19 protein-coding genes are annotated in these 19,234 nt (G+C 67.0%); 11 read left to right on the forward strand and 8 right to left on the reverse strand.

All coding sequences use genetic code 11. From position 1 onward, the window contains the following. Positions 1 to 7: 7 nt before the first annotated feature. The 3 genes from CFE35_RS20360 to CFE35_RS20370 all read left to right on the forward strand — a co-directional run bounded on the left by CFE35_RS20360 (position 8) and on the right by CFE35_RS20370 (position 1,789). Complete coding sequence (locus CFE35_RS20360) at positions 8 to 820, forward strand: TlyA family RNA methyltransferase (protein WP_292933453.1); 813 nt, start codon at positions 8 to 10, stop codon at positions 818 to 820. A gap of 85 nt (positions 821 to 905) precedes the next feature. Further along, positions 906 to 1,460, forward strand: coding sequence for a TspO/MBR family protein (locus CFE35_RS20365; protein WP_292933455.1), 555 nt, complete (start codon positions 906 to 908; stop codon positions 1,458 to 1,460). An 80-nt stretch (positions 1,461 to 1,540) separates the two neighbouring features. Beyond that, positions 1,541 to 1,789 (forward strand): accessory factor UbiK family protein, encoded by a 249-nt coding sequence (locus CFE35_RS20370; protein WP_292933456.1) that lies wholly within the window; start codon positions 1,541 to 1,543, stop codon positions 1,787 to 1,789. 23 nt (positions 1,790 to 1,812) lie between these two features. Here CFE35_RS20370 and CFE35_RS20375 read toward each other — a convergent pair whose 3' ends face one another. Next, complete coding sequence (locus CFE35_RS20375; RefSeq protein ID WP_292933458.1) at positions 1,813 to 3,021, reverse strand: aminotransferase class I/II-fold pyridoxal phosphate-dependent enzyme; 1,209 nt, start codon at positions 3,019 to 3,021, stop codon at positions 1,813 to 1,815. An 86-nt stretch (positions 3,022 to 3,107) separates the two neighbouring features. Between CFE35_RS20375 and CFE35_RS20380 the strand changes: the two genes are divergently transcribed. Next, the gene (locus tag CFE35_RS20380; RefSeq protein ID WP_292933460.1) at positions 3,108 to 4,415 is read left to right on the forward strand and encodes a phospholipid carrier-dependent glycosyltransferase; all 1,308 of its coding nucleotides are present in this window, start codon (positions 3,108 to 3,110) and stop codon (positions 4,413 to 4,415) included. Between the two features lie 83 nt (positions 4,416 to 4,498). Here the strand turns inward: CFE35_RS20380 and CFE35_RS20385 are convergent, their stop codons facing one another. From CFE35_RS20385 to CFE35_RS20395, 3 genes are read right to left on the reverse strand one after another with little or no spacing between them, the layout of a single operon-like run. Then, a complete protein-coding gene (locus CFE35_RS20385) occupies positions 4,499 to 5,620 on the reverse strand; it encodes a glycosyltransferase family 2 protein (protein ID WP_292933462.1) in 1,122 nt (373 codons plus the stop codon). An 11-nt stretch (positions 5,621 to 5,631) separates the two neighbouring features. Further along, positions 5,632 to 6,687: a 3-isopropylmalate dehydrogenase gene (gene leuB, locus CFE35_RS20390; RefSeq protein ID WP_292933464.1), complete on the reverse strand. Its 1,056-nt coding sequence runs from the start codon at positions 6,685 to 6,687 to the stop codon at positions 5,632 to 5,634. Between the two features lie 28 nt (positions 6,688 to 6,715). After that, positions 6,716 to 7,339 (reverse strand): recombination protein O N-terminal domain-containing protein, encoded by a 624-nt coding sequence (locus CFE35_RS20395; RefSeq protein ID WP_292933466.1) that lies wholly within the window; start codon positions 7,337 to 7,339, stop codon positions 6,716 to 6,718. 99 nt (positions 7,340 to 7,438) lie between these two features. Between CFE35_RS20395 and apaG the strand changes: the two genes are divergently transcribed. From apaG to CFE35_RS20410, 3 genes are all read left to right on the forward strand, one after another. Continuing rightward, positions 7,439 to 7,837, forward strand: a complete 399-nt coding sequence (gene apaG, locus CFE35_RS20400; RefSeq protein WP_292933468.1) for a Co2+/Mg2+ efflux protein ApaG — start codon at positions 7,439 to 7,441, stop codon at positions 7,835 to 7,837. A 16-nt stretch (positions 7,838 to 7,853) separates the two neighbouring features. After that, the gene (locus tag CFE35_RS20405) at positions 7,854 to 8,681 is read left to right on the forward strand and encodes a LysR family transcriptional regulator (RefSeq protein WP_292933470.1); all 828 of its coding nucleotides are present in this window, start codon (positions 7,854 to 7,856) and stop codon (positions 8,679 to 8,681) included. A gap of 140 nt (positions 8,682 to 8,821) precedes the next feature. After that, on the forward strand, positions 8,822 to 10,807 hold the full coding sequence (locus CFE35_RS20410) for an EAL domain-containing protein (RefSeq protein ID WP_292933471.1): 1,986 nt from the start codon (positions 8,822 to 8,824) through the stop codon (positions 10,805 to 10,807). Here CFE35_RS20410 and CFE35_RS20415 read toward each other — a convergent pair. Then, positions 10,787 to 12,082 carry a multidrug effflux MFS transporter gene (locus CFE35_RS20415; RefSeq protein WP_292933473.1) on the reverse strand — a complete coding sequence of 432 codons (1,296 nt, stop codon included), beginning with the start codon at positions 12,080 to 12,082 and terminating at the stop codon, positions 10,787 to 10,789. The two genes, CFE35_RS20410 and CFE35_RS20415, sit on opposite strands and share 21 nt — an antisense overlap. Before the next feature lie 77 nt (positions 12,083 to 12,159). Between CFE35_RS20415 and dinB the strand changes: the two genes are divergently transcribed. After that, complete coding sequence (dinB, locus tag CFE35_RS20420) at positions 12,160 to 13,290, forward strand: DNA polymerase IV (RefSeq protein ID WP_292933494.1); 1,131 nt, start codon at positions 12,160 to 12,162, stop codon at positions 13,288 to 13,290. Here dinB and CFE35_RS20425 read toward each other — a convergent pair. The 3 genes from CFE35_RS20425 to nhaA form a co-directional block, all read right to left on the reverse strand. Beyond that, positions 13,279 to 13,764, reverse strand: a complete 486-nt coding sequence (locus tag CFE35_RS20425) for an NUDIX domain-containing protein (protein ID WP_292933475.1) — start codon at positions 13,762 to 13,764, stop codon at positions 13,279 to 13,281. The genes dinB and CFE35_RS20425 overlap by 12 nt on opposite strands. A gap of 3 nt (positions 13,765 to 13,767) precedes the next feature. After that, positions 13,768 to 14,223 (reverse strand): DNA starvation/stationary phase protection protein, encoded by a 456-nt coding sequence (locus CFE35_RS20430; RefSeq protein WP_292933477.1) that lies wholly within the window; start codon positions 14,221 to 14,223, stop codon positions 13,768 to 13,770. A gap of 101 nt (positions 14,224 to 14,324) precedes the next feature. Beyond that, positions 14,325 to 15,497 (reverse strand): Na+/H+ antiporter NhaA, encoded by a 1,173-nt coding sequence (gene nhaA, locus CFE35_RS20435; RefSeq protein WP_292933479.1) that lies wholly within the window; start codon positions 15,495 to 15,497, stop codon positions 14,325 to 14,327. Positions 15,498 to 15,596: 99 nt separating this feature from the next. On the opposite strand from nhaA, the gene CFE35_RS20440 reads away from it, so the two are divergent. From CFE35_RS20440 to CFE35_RS20450, 3 genes are all read left to right on the forward strand, one after another. Further along, complete coding sequence (locus CFE35_RS20440) at positions 15,597 to 17,006, forward strand: glycosyl transferase family protein (RefSeq protein ID WP_292933481.1); 1,410 nt, start codon at positions 15,597 to 15,599, stop codon at positions 17,004 to 17,006. 86 nt (positions 17,007 to 17,092) lie between these two features. Then, complete coding sequence (locus CFE35_RS20445) at positions 17,093 to 18,277, forward strand: hypothetical protein (protein WP_292933483.1); 1,185 nt, start codon at positions 17,093 to 17,095, stop codon at positions 18,275 to 18,277. A gap of 62 nt (positions 18,278 to 18,339) precedes the next feature. Continuing rightward, positions 18,340 to 19,234: sulfite exporter TauE/SafE family protein (locus tag CFE35_RS20450; RefSeq protein WP_292933485.1), on the forward strand; the 895-nt coding region annotated here is incomplete at its 3' end.

Here is a 19,234-nt window from a genome sequence, read left to right on the forward strand (position 1 = left end):
AGCGGCGGTGACCTCAAGCCGCTCTGCACCCACTCCGGGCAAATCCGGGGGCAAATCGAAAGTCCGCATCGATCAGCTGCTGGTCGAGCGGGGGCTGGCGGAGAGCCGCGCGCGGGCGCAAGCGCTGATTCTGGGCGGGCATGTCTATTCGGGCGAGACCAAGCTGACCAAAGCGGGCCACGCGCTGGCCGCCGATGCGCCGATCGAGGTGCGCGGGCGCGATCATCCATGGGTTTCGCGCGGGGGGATCAAGCTGGCACACGCCATCGCGCATTTCGGGCTCGATCCGGCGGGGGTGACCGCGATTGACATCGGCAGCTCCACTGGCGGGTTTACCGATGTGCTGCTGACTCATGGCGCGGCGCATGTGTTCGCGGTTGATTCGGGCACCAACCAGCTGGCGTGGAAGCTGCGGCAGGATCCGCGCGTGACGGTGCTGGAACAGACCAGCGCGCGCATCCTGACGAGCGCCCATATCGACCGGCCCGCAACGTGGGTGGTGTGCGATGCAAGCTTCATTGGCCTGCGCAAGGTGCTGGAAGTGCCGCTGACGCTGGCCGCGCGGCCCACGCAGCTGGTGGCGCTGATCAAGCCGCAGTTCGAAGTGGGGCGCGGCGAAGTGGGCAAGGGCGGCGTGGTGCGCGATCCGGCGCTGCACGCCCGCGTCTGCGATGAAGTGCGCGGCTGGCTGGAAGGTGAAGGTTGGGCGGTTCAGGGGATCACGACCAGCCCGATCACCGGGCCGGAAGGCAATGTCGAGTTCCTGATTTCGGCGCTGCGGGCGGAGGGTAGCGGGGAAACCCCTGCGGCGATTGCCTAGTTGCCGCAGCCCGGCCAATATCGCCTTTCTAGTATTGTTGGCGAATCGCTTTTACCGGGCTGCCCCGGAAGGACATTTTGAGCCCATGCGCTATCTTGCCTCTCCCGCCCAGCTGCGCGCCAGTCTGCTGCGCTGGTCGCTGTTTACCGTGCCGACGGTGCTTGGGCTTGGCTTCCTTTCAAGCATCGTGGCCAATGCGGGGCCGGAAAATCCCTGGTTTGCCGCGCTGGCCAAGCCGGGCCTCTATCCCCCGCCGGCAACCTTCGGCATCGTGTGGTCGGTGCTCTATGTGCTGATCGGGGTGGCGCTGGCGATGGTGGCATCGGCGCGCGGTGCGCCGGGGCGCGGCGTGGCCGTGGCGGTGTTTGCAGTGCAGCTCGTGCTCAATCTGGCGTGGAGCCCGGTATTTTTCGGAATGCACCAGATGAGCGCGGCGCTGGCGATCATCGGCCTGATGATCCCGCTGACGCTGGGGATGATCCTGCTGTTCTGGCGCGTGCGGCCGACGGCGGGGATGCTGCTCCTGCCCTATCTGGCGTGGATCTGCTTTGCCTCGGTGCTGAATTATCAGTTCCTTGCGCTCAATCCTGCGGCAGACGGAGCGGAAGGTTCAGGCGCGGCGGTGCGCGTCCAGCTCTGATTTGCCCTTGCTCACGCCTTGCGCGGCGCGGCGGGAACGCCCATCTGCTGGCCATCACAGTTTTTGAAAAGGCCAGGGCCATGCAGACCGAGAACCCGATGATCGCCGATTTCGTCAAGCTGCTCAACAGCGCCGCGGGCACGCTGGCGGGCATGGGCCGCGAGGCGGGGGAATCCGCGCGCGAAAAGCTGCGCGAAACCTTCGGCGGGATCGACTTCGTCAGCCGCGAGGAGTTCGAGGTGGTGAAGGAAATGGCCACCGCCGCGCGCGAGGAGGCCGAGACGCTGAAGGCGCGGATCGAGGCGCTGGAAGCGAAGCTGGCGGGCTAAAAAATAGGGACTGTCCCTACTTTTTAGAGCCCCGCCGCCTTGAGTGCCTGATCCAGATCCTCGATCACGTCATCGGCGTCTTCCAGACCCACGTTCAGCCGCAACATCCCTTCGGTCACGCCCATGTCGGCGCGGGTTTCCGCGCCGACGCCGTGGTGGGTGGTGGACGCGGGGTGGCACATCAGCGAGCGCGAATCGCCGATGTTGTTCGAGATATCGATGAGCTGAAGCGCATCGAGCAGCGCGTGGGCCTGCGCGCGGCCACCGGGCACTTCCATGCTGAAGATCGTGCCGCCCGCCTGCATCTGCTTCACCGCCAGCGCGTGCTGCGGGTGGCTGGGCAGGAACGGATAACGCACCGTCGGCACGCGGCTTTCGACGAAGCTGGCGACCTTCAGCGCGTTTTCGCTCTGGCGGCGGATGCGCAGGTCCAGCGTTTCGAGGCCCTTGAGCACGACCCACGCGTTGAACGGGGCGATGTTCGGCCCGGTGTTGCGCTGGAACGGCAGGAGCTTGTCGTTGATGAACTGGGCTGACCCGGCGACGGCGCCCGCCAGCACGCGGCCTTGTCCGTCCATCATCTTGGTGGCCGAATAGGCGACGACATCCGCGCCGAAATCGAGCGGGCGCTGGAGCGCGCTGGTGGCAAACGCGTTATCGACCACGGTCGTGATGCCATGCGCGCGGGCGAGACCGCAGACATGCTCCAGATCGACGAGGTCCATCGTCGGGTTCGCCGGGCTTTCGAAGAAGAACACCTTGGTGTTGGGCTGGATCGCGGCTTCCCATGCGGCGTTGTCGCCCGCGTCGATGGTCGTGCCCTCGATGCCGAAGCGCGGCAGCAGGTTGTCCACCAGCCAGCGGCACGATCCGAACGCGGCCTTGGCGGCGACGATGTGGTCTCCGGCGGAAAGCTGGCAGAGCAGCGCTGTCGTCATCGCGGCCATGCCGCTGGCCTGCGCGCGGCAGGCTTCTGCGCCTTCCAGCAGGGCGATGCGTTCTTCCAGCATCGCCACCGTGGGGTTCTGCAGGCGCGAATAGGTCATGCCATCCGCCTCGCCCGCAAAGCGTGCGGCGACGGTGGCGGCATCGTCGTACGTGAAGCCGGAGGTGAGGAACAGGGCTTCGGAGGTCTCGCCCATTTCCGAACGCCAGGTGCCGCCGCGCACGGCCTGCGTTGCGGGGCGCCAGTTGGCGGTGATCGAGCGGTCCTGACCGGTGGTGCGTTTCATGGCCCATGCCCTTAGATTTGCGGGGGGACGGGCGCAAGCACCGCCATTGCCCTTGAGGCCCTGAACGGAGTATGCGCGCGCCTTCCATGACGCTGTTTTCCCGCATCATCGCCCCCTTCACCGGACCTCGCCGCGAATACGGCGATCCGCTGGTGTGGTGCTGGGCGATCACGCTGGGGTTCCTCGTGGTGGTGCTGCACCGGCTGGGCACGCCATCGAAGATCATGTTCGATGAAGTGCACTATCTGCCCGCCGCGCGGCGGCTGATCGCGCTGACCAGCCGGCTCAATCCCGAGCATCCGCTGCTGGGCAAGGAGATGATCGCGCTGGGGATGCTGGTGTTCGGCGATAACCCGTGGGGCTGGCGGCTGCCCAATGCGCTGCTCGGCACGCTGGGGCTGTTAGCTGGAATGCGCAGCGTTTGGTGGGCGAGCCTTTCGCGGTCTGCGACGCTGCTGTTCGGCCTGCTGTTTGCCACCAACTTCATCTGGTTCGTGCTGAGCCGGATCGCGATGCTCGACATGGCGATGGCGAGCATGATGGCGCTGGCGTTCTGGCAGGCCGCGCTGGCGTGGCGTAAGGGTTCGCGGTTGCATCTGGCGCTATGCGGGGTGTTTCTGGGCCTTTCGCTGGGCGGCAAGTGGAACGGCGCGCCGATCCTCGCTCTGCCGGGACTGCTGTTTGCGTGGGACCGGTGGTGGGCACTGGCCGGGCGGCGGTGCGGTTTGCTGTGGGCGCGCGATGCCGGGCCGATCCGGGGCATTTCGCTGCTGGAGGCCGCGGTGTGGCTCGGCGTGGTGCCGTTGATCGCCTATTTCGCGACCTTTGCGCCCGCGTTCTTCTACAAGATGCAGCCGCTGACCTTGCGCGGGCTGATCCCCTGGCAGCAATACATGCTGCAATTGCAGGACAGCGTGGTGAAGCCGCACCTCTACATGAGCCGGTGGTGGCAATGGGTGTTCAACATCCGCCCGATCTGGTTCTTCTATTCGCCGTGGGACGGGGCGCAGCGCGGGGTGCTGATGATCGGCAATCCCTTCACGATGCTGGCCGGGCTGCCCGCGCTGCTGCTGTGCCTGTGGGCCGGAGTGCGGCAGGGCGACCGGCTGCGCGGGGCGGTGGTCGTGCTCTATATCGCCAGCCTGATCTTCTGGGCGATCAACGGCAAGCCGGTGCAGTTCTATTACCATTATGCGCTGGCCAGCGTGTTCCTGATGGCGGCGCTGGCGCTGGTGCTGGCGGGCTGGTGGGAGCAAGGGCGGCGCTGGCCTGCGCTGTTCACTGTGGTGCTGTCGGCGATGCTATTCGTCGGGTTCTACCCGATCCTTTCAGCGGCAGCGCTGGAGGGCAAGAATTCCTACCGGGATTTCACGTGGCTCGATAGCTGGCGGTAGGCGGCCAGGAACCCCTCCGTCATTCGCTGTGCGAATGACACCTCCCCATTTGTGCTCCGCAAAAATGGGGAGGATCTAGCGGCTCAGTACTTGCCCCAGACGAACTTGCTGGAAAGCGCGAAGTTCCACACCGAGCCGACAACGATGCCGACGATGGCGGCGGGATAGGCGTGGAAGCCCATGCGCATCAGCGCGGCGGCCGCGCCGACATTGGCGAGGAGGCCGACTGAACAGGTGAGCGCGAACTTGGCCCAGCCGCGCAGCAGGGGTACGAAGCCGCGCAGGCGCTTGTCGGCATAGGTCAGCTCGTTGTTGAGCATGAAGTTGAAGCTCATCGCGACAATCGCTGCCGAAGTCTGCGCGATGATGAATTCAAGCTGATCGGACCAGTTGTGATACAGCACCTTCTGGCCGAACGCGCCCAGCACCGAGGCCAGCACGGCCATGTGGACGATCACGCCAAGGCCGCCAATCGTGCCGAACAGGGCAAACCGCGTCGGGATGATGCGGCCCAGCCACTTGTCGTACAGGCCGATCAGGAATTCGAAGACAACCGTGCGATCAAGCTTGCTTTCGCCTTCGGCGCGGGCGGCAAAGTTCAACGGGAATTCCTTGACGCGGAGCGGCGCATCGACCGTGGCGAGAATATCGAGCAGGATCTTGAAGCCCACGCCCGAAAGGCGGTGCGCGTCTGCCCGTAAGGTTTCGGCGCGGAGCATGAAGAAGCCGCTCATCGGATCGGAGAGCTGCACGCCCGTCACGCGGCGGGCGATGCGGTTGGCAAGGCCCGAGGCCTTCACCCGGTCGGGCCTGCCCCACGCTTCGGTGCTGGCGCCTTCGGCGAAGCGCGAGGCGTAGGCAACGTCGTAATCCGGGCTGCTCACGGCTTCGTACATGCCGGGGAGCAGCGCGGGATCGTGCTGGTGATCGGCGTCCATCACCGCGACGATGGGCGCGGCGGTGGCGCACATGCCCTCGATGGCGGCGGAGGCAAGGCCGCGCCGGCCGATCCGCTCGATCACACGGATGCGCGGATCATCGCGGCCGATGCGGCGCGCCTCTTCGGCCGTGCCGTCGGGGCTGTTGTCGTCGACGAAGATCGCCTCCCACGACAGGCCCTTAAGCGCGGCATCAAGGCGCTCGACCATGGGCGCAATGTTCTTGCGCTCGTTGAAGGTGGGCAGGATGACAGCGAGTTGCAGCATGGGGCGGGCGCTTACAGCCTTGCGAGCACCGCGTCACCAATTTCCGTAGTTCCTGCTAGCCCGCCGAGATCGCGGCCAAGAACGCCGTCCGCCAAAGTGCGCGCAATGGCGGCTTCGATGCGGTCTGCCGCATCTGCGAGGCCGAGCGAATGGCGCAGCAGCATGGCGAGCGAGAGGATCGTGGCGATGGGATTGGCGAGGCCCTTGCCGGCGATATCGGGCGCGGAGCCGTGGATCGGCTCGTAAAGGCCGAAGGTGCCGTACTGCGTCTGCCGCTCGCCCAGCGAGGCCGAGGCGAGGAGGCCGATAGAGCCGACGCACATGCTGGCCTGATCGGAGAGAATATCGCCGAACAGGTTGCCGGTGACGACGACGTCGAACTGGCCGGGGCTCTTCACCAGCTGCATCGCGGCGTTGTCGACATACATGTGTTCGAGCGCGACGTCGGGGTATTCCCTGGCGACTTCGATCACCACGTCGCGCCAGAGCTGCGAGGTTTCGAGGACGTTGGCCTTGTCGACCGAGCATAGGCGCTTGTTACGGCCCTGCGCGGCGCGGAAGGCGATGTGGGCGATGCGGCGCACTTCGCTTTCGCAGTAGGACATCATGTCCCAACCTTCGCGCTCGCCATTGGCAGTGGTGCGGAAGCCCTTTTCGCCGAAATAGACGTCACCGTTGAGTTCGCGCACGATGAGCAGGTCGATGGCGCCCGCCACTTCGGGGCGCAGCGCGGAGTGGCCTTCGAGCCCGGCGAATACCTTGGCGGGGCGCAAGTTGGCGAACAGGGTGAGTTCCTTGCGCAGGCCGAGGATCGCCTGTTCGGGGCGCAAGTGGCGTTCGAGCGCATCGCAGGTGGGATCACCGACCGCGCCGAACAGCACGCCATCCGACGCAGCGGCAAGGGCGAGGGTTTCGGGCGGGAGCGGATGGCCGGTGGCATGATAGGCGACGCCGCCGACAAGGGCTTCTTCGCGTGCGATGCCCAGATCCAGCGCATCGAGCACGCGCAGCGCCTCACGCGTCACTTCGGGGCCGATGCCATCACCCGGCAGAACTGCAATCTTCATCACGCCATCCTTGAACTGGTCACTGTAGTCACCCAGAAGATTGGGTTTCGCCGCTGATCCGCTTCAACCGCTCGATCAGCATGGCGCGCGCCGCCATACCATCGCGGCGCGGATCGGCAAGCAGGTGCTTGGCAAGTGCAAGGCCCTGCCGGTCCAGCCGGGCGAGCAGGCCTGGCCATGGCTCGTCCGCCGGAGGGATCGGGGTGTGGCCATAACCGATTTCCTGCAGCAGGAGCATTTCATAGGCAGCCACGGCCCGCGCCCAGCCGCGTGCGGAAGGGGCGTGGCAGATCGCATCGAGCACGGCTTCCATGGCGCCGTGGATCGCAGGGAAGGGCTGGCCTTCGGGCAGGCTGCGCGCCGTGAGCGTGGTGATCCACCCGATACCCGCGCTCGCCAGCGGCTCGGTGAGCCAGGGGCCGCGGCTGGTCATGAGTTCGAGCCGGGCCGAGGGCAGCTGGCCGGGGGTGCGCGCCGTAAGCTGCGCTTCGACGAGATTGCCGGGGATCAGCACGGGGCGCAGTGTGCGGCCATGTGCGCCCGCCACATAGCCCGCGATCAGGCCGTACTCGGCGGTCATCAGGCGCACGACCGCGCCGTTTTCGCCGTGGGCGCGGGAGGCGCAGAGGATAGCGGGGGCGCGAATGAGCATGGCGAATAGCGGTGTGGAGATTGCCAAAGGTTGCGGCAAGGCGGTGAAGCGTTGAATCCCCCGTTGGAACCGGCGGCATTCTGGGCTAGTTTACCTGTCATGAAACAGCTCTTCCAGCATGCTGCCTTGACGGCTGGGGTGACAGTGCGTGTCGCTGTCAATTTTCTGCCCGAACAATCGCGGATCGATGCCGGCAAATGGTTCTGGGTCTATCACATCCGGATCGAGAACGGCTCTGACCAGCCGGTCCAGCTGCTGACGCGGCACTGGCGGATCACCGATGGGCGCGGGATGATCAACTTCGTCGATGGCGAAGGCGTGGTCGGCGAACAGCCGCTGCTGCAGCCGGGCGCTTCGCACGATTACGTTTCGGGATGTCCGCTGGGTACGCCTCACGGCAGCATGGAAGGCCACTACACGATGCAGCGCCCCGATGGCTCGCTGATCGACGTGGCGATCCCCTACTTCCCGCTCGCCGCACCCGCGACGGCCAACTGAGGTTGCGGAAAGCGGAATGAAGCGGACCCACCTGCCGCTCAATGGCTTGCGCGTGCTGGATGCAGCGGCGCGTCACCTTTCGTTCACCCGCGCGGCGGACGAACTGGCGGTGACCCCGGCGGCGGTCGGCCAGCAGATTCGCGCGCTGGAAGACTTGCTTGGCGTGGTGCTGTTTCGGCGGACGACCAAAGGGCTGGTGCTGACCGAGGAAGCGGCGGCCGGGCTCGATGCGATCCGCGAAGGCTTCCTGCGCTTCGAGGAAGGCGTGCAGGCGATGCAGGCCGGGCAATCGAGCCATGTCTATACCCTGGCTTGCCCGCGCGATTTCTTTGCAGCCTGGCTCAGCCCCCGACTCGCGGCTTTTCGCCTTGCCAATCCGGGCCTCAGGTTCGCGCTGGTCGGCAGCGATGGAGACCTTGATTTCACCGAGGCCAATCTGAACCTTGCGGTGCGCTGGGCGGAAGGGCCGGGCGAGCTTGAGGGGATCGCGCTGGGTGAGCCGGTGATGCAGATCGTGGCAGCGCCCGATGCCGAAGCGGATGCGCCGTGGATCGCCTGGCCGGGAGATCCGGCGCCTGACGGTCCGGGCCCTGATGGTGCGCCGCGCGAAACGCAGTTTTCGGTGGGCGATGGCGGCACCGCGATCAGCGCCGCCGCCGCCGGACTTGGCAAGGCGCGGGTGCCGCTGATGCTGGCGCAAAGCGCGATTGCAGCCGGGCGGGTCGTGCCAGTGGGCGCGCCGGAGCGCAGCCGCCGGGCCTATTGGTTGGTCGCGCCGCTGCCGCAGTGGCGGCAGAAGAAGGTCAGGGCGCTGGTCGAAGCGTTGGCGGCCGAGGCTTCGTAAGGCTTCTCATCCCCGCGTGGGGCTTTGTTTCCGGTATTAAATATTCCCCAATTCGTCTGTCTCGGGCGGCCGGATTGAGAAGGCGTTAACCCCCCGCACCTTACATCACGCCGATGGCAAGTGGTGGTCCCTCACCTGGTGTGCGCGCAAGCGCACGACGCTGGCTGCGTGGCAGCTTGCGGCGGGTGGCGTGCTATGGGCGGCATTGGCAGCAGCGCCCGGGCGATGCCTTTACCCAGGCCTATGCCCTCAGCGTCTCGCACCGCGCGCCGCTGCTCTACCTTGTGGTGATCTTCAACACGCTGCTGCTGGCGGTGTGCTTCTATGGCAGTGCGCCGCTTTCGCTGGTGCTGGTGGCCCCGGTGATCACGTTCGTGGCGGCGCAGCGGGCGCTCTATTGGCTGCCGGGCCGCGTTTCGCGCAGGCCGGTCGAGCGGCTGCGGCAGGACTTGCAGGCGATGCAGCGGCTAGGGGGCTGGGCGGCGTTGATCTTCGTGGCCTGGTCGCTCGGGCTCTATCCTTATGGCACTTCGGGCCAGCGCGAACTGCTGCATTTCGTGATGGCGGTGACGATGTTCTCTGCTGTGCTGGGCATGGCCAATGCGCCGCAGACGGCGCTGCGGCTGGGGCTGGCGTTCACCGTGCCGTGGAGCCTGTTCCTGCTGGCGACGCACCATGCCAATGCCGTGGGCATTGTGCTGACGCAGGTGTTCGTCACCTTGATCCTGCTGGCGATGACGCAGATCCAGCACCGCGATTTCGTGCGGCTGGAGCTTTCGCGCCAGCTGCTGGTGCGGCGCGAGCGGCAGACGGCGGAGCTGGCCAGCGCGCATTATCGGCAGGCGACGGTGGATCACCTGACCGGCGGGCGCAACCGCCGCGCGATCCTGGCGTGCCTTGAGGAGCATCTGGCCGGACCGGACAGCAACGGGCAGCCATGGCTGGCGCTGTTCGATCTCGATGGGTTCAAGCACATCAACGATACTTATGGCCATGCGGCGGGCGATCACGTGCTGCGCACGGTCAATCAGCGCATCGGCCAGATTGCCGGGGTGAGCGCGCATGGCCGGCTGGGGGGCGATGAATTCGCCATCCTGTTCGACGGCGCATTCGATACCGCGGCGGTCACAGCAGCGGCGCGCGCGCTTTCGCATACGATTCGTGAACCCATGCCCTTCAATGGCGCGACACTGCGGCTGTGCGGCTCGACCGGGTTGCACCGGGTGCAGGGCAGTGCCGCCTCGACCTGCCTCGAACGGGCGGACGCGGCGCTCTACAAGGCCAAGGAGCTGGGCGACGGCGCAATCGTGGCGTTTGGCGCGGACGATGAAGTGGCGCTGCAGCGGCGCATTGCGGTGATGCGCCAGTTCAACGATTGCGCGCTGGAGGAGCGCCTGCGGCTGCTGTACCAGCCTATCTTTGATTGCCGCGATGGCAAGATCGTGGGGATGGAAGCCCTTGCACGATGGTCTCCCGACGGGATCGAATGGCAGGCGCCGGGGGAATTCCTGAGCATTGCCGATGCCACGGGCCGTACCGGCGAGCTGACCCGGCTGGTGCTGGCGCGCACGCTGGCCGAATGCCGCCCGTGGGAGACGGGGCTGGAAGTTTCGATCAACCTGGCCGCGCGCGATGTGGTGCGCGAAGGGCTGGCCGAAACGATTGCCGGGATCGTGACCGAGGCGGGCGCGAGCCCTGCATCGGTGATGCTGGAAGTGACCGAACGGGCGCTGCAGCTTGATCCCAAGCGGGCCGCGGCGCAGCTTGTGGCTTTCCGCGAGCAAGGCTTCCGCATTGCGCTGGATGATTTCGGCGCGGGTTGGTCGAGCCTGTCGCAATTGCGCGATCTGCCGCTGGACCGGATCAAGCTGGACCGCGAACTGGTCGGCGCGCTGGCGACCGATCCGGGGGCGCGCGCGGTGACCGGCATGATCGTGGCGCTGGCGTGGCAGCTGGGTATCGGCTGTTCGATCGAGGGCGTGGAAAGCCAGGCGCAGGCCGATGCCGCCCGCGCGCTGGGCATTCATCTGATGCAGGGCTACCACTTCGGCAGGCCCGAGCCTGCCGAGGCAGCGCTGCGCGCCTATGCCGGGCGTTTTGCCGGTTCAGCAGTGCGTATCGGGTAGGGGCACTTCGCGCAGGGTGCCGCGCGGGTTGATGCGGCGAAACAGCTTGCCGTGTTCGCTCCACAGCACCAGCAGCAGCCCGCCGAGGCCGCAGCCGAGGAACGCGAGCGCCAGTGGCAGCGCGGTGCCATCATAGGCAAGCCCGATGATCATGCCGAGGCCCGAGCCGATCACCATGCGCAGGAAGGCCTGAACCGAACTCGCCGCGCCCGCCATGTGCGCGAAAGGTTGCAGCGCGATCGAGCTGAAATTCGCGCCGATGAAGCCGACCATGCAGATGTTGAGCGCGATCACCGGCATGAATTCGATCAAGGTTTCAGACGAGCGGCTGGCGAGCCAGACCTGCAGCGCACTCAGCGCCAGCGAGACCAGCACGGCGGTATGCGAAACGCGCCGCGCGCCGAAGCGTTCGACGATGCGCGAATTGAAGAAGCTGGCAAAGGCCATGCACAGTGCGGTGGCGCCGAAGATCAGCGGGAAAGTGTCGCCCGCGCCGAAATGTTCGCCCACCAACTGCTGCGCGCAGTTCACATAGCCAAACAGCGCGCCGAGGATCAGGCCGCCGCCCACGACATAGCCGAACGAGGAGCGATCAGACGCGGCGGTGATCATGTTGCTGGCTATCGCGCCGGGGCGGATCGGCTGGCGATTGGCGGGATCGAGCGTTTCCTCAAGGCGCAGGCCGACCCACAGGCCGACGACGAGGCCCATCAGCGCGAGCAGCCCGAAGATCCAGCGCCAGCCCGCGACCATCAGCACGGCAAGGCCGATGCTGGGCGCAACCATCGGCACCATCATGAAGATGACGGTGATCGTGGACATTTGCCGCGCCATCGCATCTCCGCCGTGGCGATCGCGGATGATGGCGCTGGGCAGCACGGTGAGCCCTGCGCTGCCCAGCGCTTGCGCTGCGCGCAGCACCAGCAGCGTGGTGAAATCCGTGACGAGCGCGCAGCCCAGCGAGAGTACGATATAGAGCGCAAGGCTGCCGAGCAGCACTGGTCGGCGGCCATAGCGGTCTGCCAGCGAGCCGGGAATCAGCGCGCCGAGGCCGCTGGCGAGCAGGAACACGCCCACGATCAGCTGGCGCTGATTCGGGTCGGTGATTGCCAGTTCCTCTGCGATTCCGGCCAGCGCGGGCAGCATGGCATCGATGGCAAGCGCCTGCAGCGCCATCGACATGGCCATCAGCACCACGAATTCGCGCGGGCCCATTTGGTCGGTGCCGGGGGCGCTGCCGGGCGTACTGGCAGGGGCGGAGGATGCAATCTTCATCGCCCGGCCTATAAGCAGAACGCGAAATGGTTCCCAGCGCTTTATGCTGCACTGCGAAAAGGGGTAGTATGGCCGCGATGTCTGCGCCGCCGCACACCCCCACCGAAGACGAGGAGACCGCCAGCGGTCTGCGCAAGGTGATCCATATCGACATGGACGCCTTTTTCGCCAGCGTGGAGCAGCGCGACAATCCGGCGCTGCGGGGAAAGCCGGTAGCGGTCGGCGGATCATCGGCGCGGGGCGTGGTCGCGGCGGCCAGCTATGAGGCGCGGGTGTTTGGCGTGCGGTCTGCGATGCCTTCGGTGCGGGCGGCGCGGTTGTGTCCGGAGCTCATCTTCTGCCCGCCGCGGTTCGAGGTCTACAAGGCGGTGTCGCGCCAGATCAGGGCGATTTTCCTGCACTTCACGCCGCACGTGGAGCCGCTTTCGCTGGATGAAGCCTATCTCGACGTGACGGATGACTTGCGCGGGATCGGCTCTGCCACGCGGATTGCCGAACTGATCCGGGCGCGGATCAAGGCCGATACCGGGCTGACTGCGAGCGCGGGGGTTTCCTACAACAAGTTCCTCGCCAAGCTGGCGAGCGACCAGAACAAGCCCGACGGGCTTTGCGTGATCCGCCCCGGCGAGGGCGCGGCGTTCGTCGCGGGGCTGCCGGTCTCGCGGTTTCACGGGGTGGGGCCGCGCGGGGCGGAGAAGATGACCGCGCTGGGCATCGCGACCGGGGCCGATCTGGCGCAGCGCGATCTGGCGTTTCTGCGGGCGCATTTCGGATCGCAGGCCGATTACCTCTACCGCGCGGCGCGGGGGATCGACTTGCGCCGGGTGCGCGCGGACCGGCCGCGTAAATCGGTGGGCGGCGAGCGCACGTTCGACCGCGATATCGGCAGCGGCCCGGCGCTGCGCGAGGTGCTGGAGCGGATCATCACGCTGGTGTGGGAGCGCATCGAGCGCAGCGGTGCGAAGGGCCGGACGGTGACTCTCAAGCTGAAAGACACGGACTTCCGCACGATCACGCGGGCGAAATCGCTGCCCGGGCCGGTGGCCGACGCGGCGAGTTTTGCCGAGACGGCGCGGGCGCTGCTCGATGCGGTGCTGCCGCTGCCGCAGCCGGTGCGGCTGATGGGGCTGACGCTTTCGGCGCTCGAAGGGGAAAACAGTGCGCCGGTGCCCGCGGGCGCAGCGGAGCAGGGCAGCCTACCCTTCTGAGGCGTGTGCCTGCTGCCAGATGACGAGCGCCGCGTGGACGACCGCGCCTGTCTCGGTCGGCAGGGCACCGGGCGGGAACCACGCGGCTTCGACGATTTCCCGTCCGTCGGCGCAAGGAGTGTCCGTTGTCTCTCCCGCGACGATCTCAATCCGGTTTGTCCATCCGCCCGGCATGAACCGCAGATCTGTGCCTACCCACGCAGCGCTTTCAAGCACGCAGCCGGTTTCCTCGCGGAATTCGCGCGCGCCGGCTGAGGCGGGGTCCTCACCCCGGGCAAGGCCGCCACCGGGCAGCAGCCAGCGGTCCGGCTGGTGATAGCTGTGCCGAACCAGCAGGACCCACCCCGATGGATCGAAGGCCAGCACGTTGCAGCCGCGCACCTCGCGCCGCATCAGGCCCCACAGGCGCAGGCGGACCGGCTGGCCAATTCTCAGCAGTGCGCGGTGCAGCGGCGGAGGCAGCCGGGAAAGCATCTCTCAGCCGAGGATCGAGCCGAGGAACCACACGCGCTGCTGGGCCTGATCGGTCCAGTCATCGGCTGCGCCTTCGGTGGCGTTGTCGCCCGCAGCGCTGGCGGCGGCCTTGGCGGCGCGGATCCGGGTGACGAGCGCGGCGTTGTCATCGCGCAGGGCGCTGAGCATGGCCTTGGCATCGAGGCCATCGCGGTCATCATCAGCGATCGTGCTGCGCGCGGCGATGGCACCGATCGATGTCAGCGTGGTGCCGCCGTTCTTGCGCACGCGTTCGGCAATCACGTCGGTCAACGCGAAGAGTTCGGCCGCTTGTGCATCGAACAGCAGGTGCAGATCGTGGAACTGCGGGCCTTTGACGTGCCAGTGGTAGTTCTTGGTCTTGAGATAAAGCGCGAAGTAATCGGCGAGAAGGCCGTTGAGTGTATCGATCAGGGCTTTGGTTGCATTGTCGCCAGGCATCGTGCTTGTCCTTTGCCGGGGGTTCCGGGATGCCCTGTTCTACACCGTTTCAGCCTTGAAGGTTCACGCGAAATGCGTGTCGCTGTGATCGGTCTGGTCGATCAATCGGCCCTGATGCCGGGGGCCATGCGGAGCAGGACTGCCCCTGCCAGCGCGGAAACGAGCGATCCGGCGAGCACGCCAAGCTTGGCTTCCTCGATCAGAACCGGGGCCTGCGCGAAGGCGAGTGCGCCGATGAACAGGCTCATCGTGAAGCCGATGCCGCACAGCAGCGCCATGCCCCAGAGATGGAGCAAGCTGGCCCCCGCCGGGCGCGGGGCGATGCCCAGCCGTTCGCAGCCGAGCACGGCGAGCAGGATGCCGACCTGCTTGCCAAGGATGAGGCCGAGCGCGATGCCCAGCGGCAAGGGATCGAGCAGATTGCCCGCGCCGAGTGCGACCCCGGCATTGGCGAGGCCGAACAGCGGCACGATGAGGAAGCCGCTGATCCCGACGAGCGCGTGTTCGAGGCGGAGCAGCGGGCTGTCCCCGCGCGAATCGAGGCGGACGGGAATGGTGAAAGCGGCAAGGACGCCGGCAACCGTGGCGTGGATGCCCGAATGGAGCACGGCCAGCCACAGCGCAGCGGCCAGCACCAGATAAAGCGGCAGGCGGCGGACACCGAATCGGTTCAACGCGGCCATCGCGCCAAACAGGGCGATGGCGAGCAGCAGCCAGCCCGTTGCGAGCGTTGCCGTGTAGAAAACGGCGATCACCGCGATGGCGCCGATATCATCGACGACTGCCACGGTGAGCAGGAACAAGCGCACCGCAGGCGGCACACGCGGACCGAGCAGCGCGAGCACGCCGAGCGCGAAGGCGATATCGGTCGCGGCGGGAATGGCCCACCCTCTCGCCAGATCGGAGTGTTCGTTAGTAACGATTCGAAAGACGAGCGCGGGAACCGCCATACCGGCCAGCGCGGCGATCACTGGAAGGCGGCGGCGGGCGCTGTCGGCCAACGCGCCCATCACGAATTCCCGTTTTATTTCAAGCCCTACGACAAGGAAGAACACCGCCATCGCGCCGTCGTTGATCCACGCGTGGATGGTATCGAGCTCTGGCACCGGGCTCCACGGCAAGGGGGCGAGGAATAGCGCGTGCCAGGCGTGGGCGAGCGGCGAATTGGCGAGCGCCAGCGCCAGCGCGGCGCAGGCCATCAGCACCAGACCGGGCGCGGCCTCACTGGCTGCGACGGCGCTGCGCAGCCCGCCGAAGCCAAGGTTTCTCGCCATTTTCGAACCAATCCTTCGGTCAGGTGTCGTTGCAACGATAGGTAATCGGACGTATTTCAGATGACGGGATAGTGCCTCTTATGGCGCGAGGGCAAGGGAATGACGCCGTTCGACACGGCATTGGAGTGGCTTGGCCGTGCCGAGCATGAACTTCTTCTCTTCGCTGCGATCTGGTTCGCGGTGGGCTCTCTCGATGAACTCGGAATCGACCTGCTGTGGTTGTGGCTGCGCCTGACCGGACGGGTGCAGACGGGCACTGTGCCAGCCGATAGCCATGCGCCGCTGCGCGGAGTGGCGGCGGTGTTCGTGCCCGCGTGGCAAGAGGCCGCCGTGGTGGGCGCGATGCTGTCTCATACGCTGAAGGCGTGGCCGCAGGCGGACTTGCGCATCTATGCCGGGTGCTATCGCAACGATCCCGGCACGCTCGCCGCGATGATGCTGGCCGCAACCGATCCGCGGCTGCGCATCGTGGTGCATGATGCTGCCGGGCCCACGACCAAGGCCGATTGCCTCAACCGGCTCTATGCCGCGCTGAGCGAGGACGAGGCGCGCGGCAGGTTCCGCGCGCGCAGCATCATCCTGCACGATGCCGAGGACATGGTGCACCCTGCCGCGCTGGCGCTGCTCGATCGCGGGCTGGATGAAGCCGACTTCGTGCAATTGCCGGTGCGGCCCGAGCCGCAATCGGGATCGCGCTGGGTGGCGGGCCATTATTGCGATGAATTTGCCGAATCGCACGGGAAGGCGATGGTGGTGCGCGATTGGCTGGGGGTTGGCCTGCCTGCTGCCGGGGTGGGCTGTGCGTTTTCACGCGCGGCGGTGGAAGCCATTGCGGCGCAGCGCGGATCGCCCGATCCGTTCGCCGCCGAATGCCTGACAGAAGACTATGAGTGCGGCTTGCTGGTCGGCCAGATTGGCGGCGCGGCGCGGTTCGTGCGGATGCGCGACGCGGAAGGCCAGCTGGTGGCGACGCGCGAGTTTTTCCCTGCCGAGCTCGGCCCTTCGGTGCGCCAGAAAACGCGGTGGATGCATGGAATCGCATTTCAGGGTTGGGATCGGCTCGGCTGGGATGCGCGTCCGCTCGAATTGTGGATGCGGCTGCGCGATCGGCGCGCGCCGCTCAATGCCATCGTGCTGGCGGCGGCTTATCTGCTGCTGTTCATTTCGCCGCTGCTGTTCATTGCCGCCCAGCTTGGCGTCTATCATCCCCAGCCGATCGACTCCCTGCTGAAGCTGCTGCTGGTGCTCAATTTCGTGGCGCTGGCGTGGCGTTGCCTGCTGCGTGCGGCCTTCACGGCGCGCGAATACACGCTGGGCGAGGGGATCATGGCGGTGCTGCGCATGCCGCTGGCCAATGTGATCGCGATCATGGCCGGCCGCCGCGCGATTTCGGCTTATATAGCGTCGCTCTACACCGGCCGAGTGAAATGGGACCACACCACCCATCTGGCGCATCCGGCTCTTGTGCATCCAGGGCTTGCCCCTCCAGCACTTGTTCAGCTCCGCTGAACGGGCACGCGGCCACGATCCCGCTGCGCAGCGGGCAGGGGCACGGAACCACCGGGCCGCCCGGGCAGCCGGTGATTGCGCTGGTCATGATCCTGGCGCTGTGGATCGCGGTGCGGATGACCTTCATCGCGATCGAGGGGACGCTGGCTCCCGCCGGGGAGGCGATGGCTGCGCTCGCGATGAATGCGCCGGAAGGCAGGCCATCGAGCAAGCAGGCGGGTCAATCCGGAAATGAGCCGGAGCGCGAGAGCGGGCGCGGTGACGGACGCGCCGCGCTGGCCGATGCGCGCCAAAGCGCGTCGGCGGCTGCGTGGCAGGGCGTGCCTGCCGGGCACCGCGAGGCGCAGCTTGCGGCGCAGCGGCCGCGCCGGACTGCCGGTGGCAGCGCATATGGCCGCTGGCCTTCAGCGACTGCGGCAGACTTTGCTGCAGTGCCGGCAGGTCCGCCTGGCCGTCTTGCCGAGACTGCAAGCCAAACTGCGCCCGCGCCCGCGGCCCCTGCTGAAGGCAATGCGTTTACTGGGCCGGTGCTGGCCTATCTTGCGCCGGCTGATCCGCAGTCGGCTGCCAATGATCCGGCGGCTGGCAGGAAGCGGCACCAACGGCGCTGGTCTGCCGATGGCTGGGTGCTGGTGCGCGGCGGCGGCATCGCACCGGGGCTGGCTGCGGGAACGGCGTCCTATGGCGGGAGCCAGGCCGGGGCCGTGCTGCGCTATGCCCTTGCGCCGTCGATCCCGCTGCGCCCTCAGGCCTATGCACGGGTCTCGGCTGCGCTTGGCGGCCAGACGCGGCAGAGCGAGGCGGCGTTCGGCCTGATGGCCCGGCCCTTGCGCGGCGTGCCGCTGGCGCTGCTGGGCGAAGTGCGTTTGCAGGATCAGGGCGGCCCGGTGCGGGCGCGCCCGGTGGTGATGGCGGTGACCGAGCTTGCACCGCAGCGCCTCCCGTTTGGCTTCGAGGGGGAAGCTTATGGCCAGGGCGGCTGGGCAGGGGGGCGCGGTGCCACGTTGTTTTTCGATATGGCAGCCACGGCGCAGCGCCGCGTGACCCAGCCACTGCCCGGCGTGAGCCTGAGCGCGGGCGGCGGCGTGTGGAGCGGGGGGCAGCGCGGCGCGGTGCGGCTCGATCTGGGCCCGCGCATCGAATTGCGCGGCATGGTCGGACCGCCTTCGCGCCGGATCGGCGTGCGGGTGGGCGTGGACTGGCGCTTTCGCGTCGCGGGGAAGGCAGAGCCGGGGTCTGGTCCGGCTCTTACAGTGGCGGCGGGATTCTGATGGGAAAAATCCCGGCGTGAGCGTTTCCAAGCGCGTGCGGAGCGGCTAGCCTCCCGCGCAGGATGGATGTTTACCTCCCCATCGCGAATCTATCGGTCAATGGGCTTGTCATCGTCATGCTGGGAGCACTGACGGGGCTGCTTTCGGGCATGTTCGGCGTGGGCGGCGGATTCCTGACTACGCCGCTGCTGATTTTCTATGGCGTGCCGCCGACAGTGGCGGCCGCTTCGGCGGCGAGCCAGGTGACCGGGGCGAGCGTTTCGGGCGCATTTGCCCATGCCCGGCGCGGTGGGATCGATTACCAGATGGGCGGCGTGCTGGTAGCGGGCGGGGTGATCGGCACCGGGATCGGCGCGCTGCTGTTTCGCCTGCTGCAGTCGCTCGGCCAGATCGATACAGTGATCAACATCCTCTATGTGCTGATGCTGGGCGGGATCGGCGGCCTGATGGCGCACGAGAGCCTTGGCGCGCTGAGGGCCGAGCGCAGCGGCAAACCGCTGCCCCCGCGCAAGCGCCGCCACCATCCGCTTGTCGCCAGCCTGCCGCTGCGCTGGCGGTTCTATCGCTCGGGGCTCTATATCTCGCCGCTCGCGCCGCTGCTGCTGGGCATGTTCACTGGCATCCTTACGATGCTGATGGGCATTGGCGGCGGGTTCATCCTTGTGCCCGCGATGCTCTATATCCTCGGCATCGGGGTGTCGGTGGTCGTCGGCACGTCGCTATTCCAGATCCTGTTCGTGACCATGGCGACGACGATGATGCACGCGCTGACCACGCGCGCGGTCGATATCGTGCTGGCGGTGCTGCTGCTGCTCGGTTCCGTCACGGGCGCGCAAGTGGGCGCGCAGTTTGCGCAGAAGGCGAAGCCCGAACACTTGCGCCTGATCCTTGCGGTGATCGTGCTGGCGGTGGCGGTGCGCATGGCGCTGGGCCTCGGCTACCGACCCGACGAGATCT

This window comes from Novosphingobium sp. PASSN1, from assembly GCF_002278815.1.

Coding starts and splice junctions, on each gene's coding strand:
- CFE35_RS20365 (WP_292933455.1), top strand. CDS start 906: ATGCGCTATCTTGCCTCTCCCGCCCAGCTGCGCGCCAGTCTGCTGCGC.
- CFE35_RS20370 (WP_292933456.1), top strand. CDS start 1,541: ATGCAGACCGAGAACCCGATGATCGCCGATTTCGTCAAGCTGCTCAAC.
- CFE35_RS20375 (WP_292933458.1), bottom strand. CDS start 3,021: ATGAAACGCACCACCGGTCAGGACCGCTCGATCACCGCCAACTGGCGC.
- CFE35_RS20380 (WP_292933460.1), top strand. CDS start 3,108: ATGACGCTGTTTTCCCGCATCATCGCCCCCTTCACCGGACCTCGCCGC.
- CFE35_RS20385 (WP_292933462.1), bottom strand. CDS start 5,620: ATGCTGCAACTCGCTGTCATCCTGCCCACCTTCAACGAGCGCAAGAAC.
- leuB (WP_292933464.1), bottom strand. CDS start 6,687: ATGAAGATTGCAGTTCTGCCGGGTGATGGCATCGGCCCCGAAGTGACG.
- CFE35_RS20395 (WP_292933466.1), bottom strand. CDS start 7,339: ATGCTCATTCGCGCCCCCGCTATCCTCTGCGCCTCCCGCGCCCACGGC.
- apaG (WP_292933468.1), top strand. CDS start 7,439: ATGAAACAGCTCTTCCAGCATGCTGCCTTGACGGCTGGGGTGACAGTG.
- CFE35_RS20405 (WP_292933470.1), top strand. CDS start 7,854: ATGAAGCGGACCCACCTGCCGCTCAATGGCTTGCGCGTGCTGGATGCA.
- CFE35_RS20415 (WP_292933473.1), bottom strand. CDS start 12,082: ATGAAGATTGCATCCTCCGCCCCTGCCAGTACGCCCGGCAGCGCCCCC.
- dinB (WP_292933494.1), top strand. CDS start 12,160: ATGTCTGCGCCGCCGCACACCCCCACCGAAGACGAGGAGACCGCCAGC.
- CFE35_RS20425 (WP_292933475.1), bottom strand. CDS start 13,764: ATGCTTTCCCGGCTGCCTCCGCCGCTGCACCGCGCACTGCTGAGAATT.
- CFE35_RS20430 (WP_292933477.1), bottom strand. CDS start 14,223: ATGCCTGGCGACAATGCAACCAAAGCCCTGATCGATACACTCAACGGC.
- nhaA (WP_292933479.1), bottom strand. CDS start 15,497: ATGGCGAGAAACCTTGGCTTCGGCGGGCTGCGCAGCGCCGTCGCAGCC.
- CFE35_RS20440 (WP_292933481.1), top strand. CDS start 15,597: ATGACGCCGTTCGACACGGCATTGGAGTGGCTTGGCCGTGCCGAGCAT.
- CFE35_RS20445 (WP_292933483.1), top strand. CDS start 17,093: ATGATCCTGGCGCTGTGGATCGCGGTGCGGATGACCTTCATCGCGATC.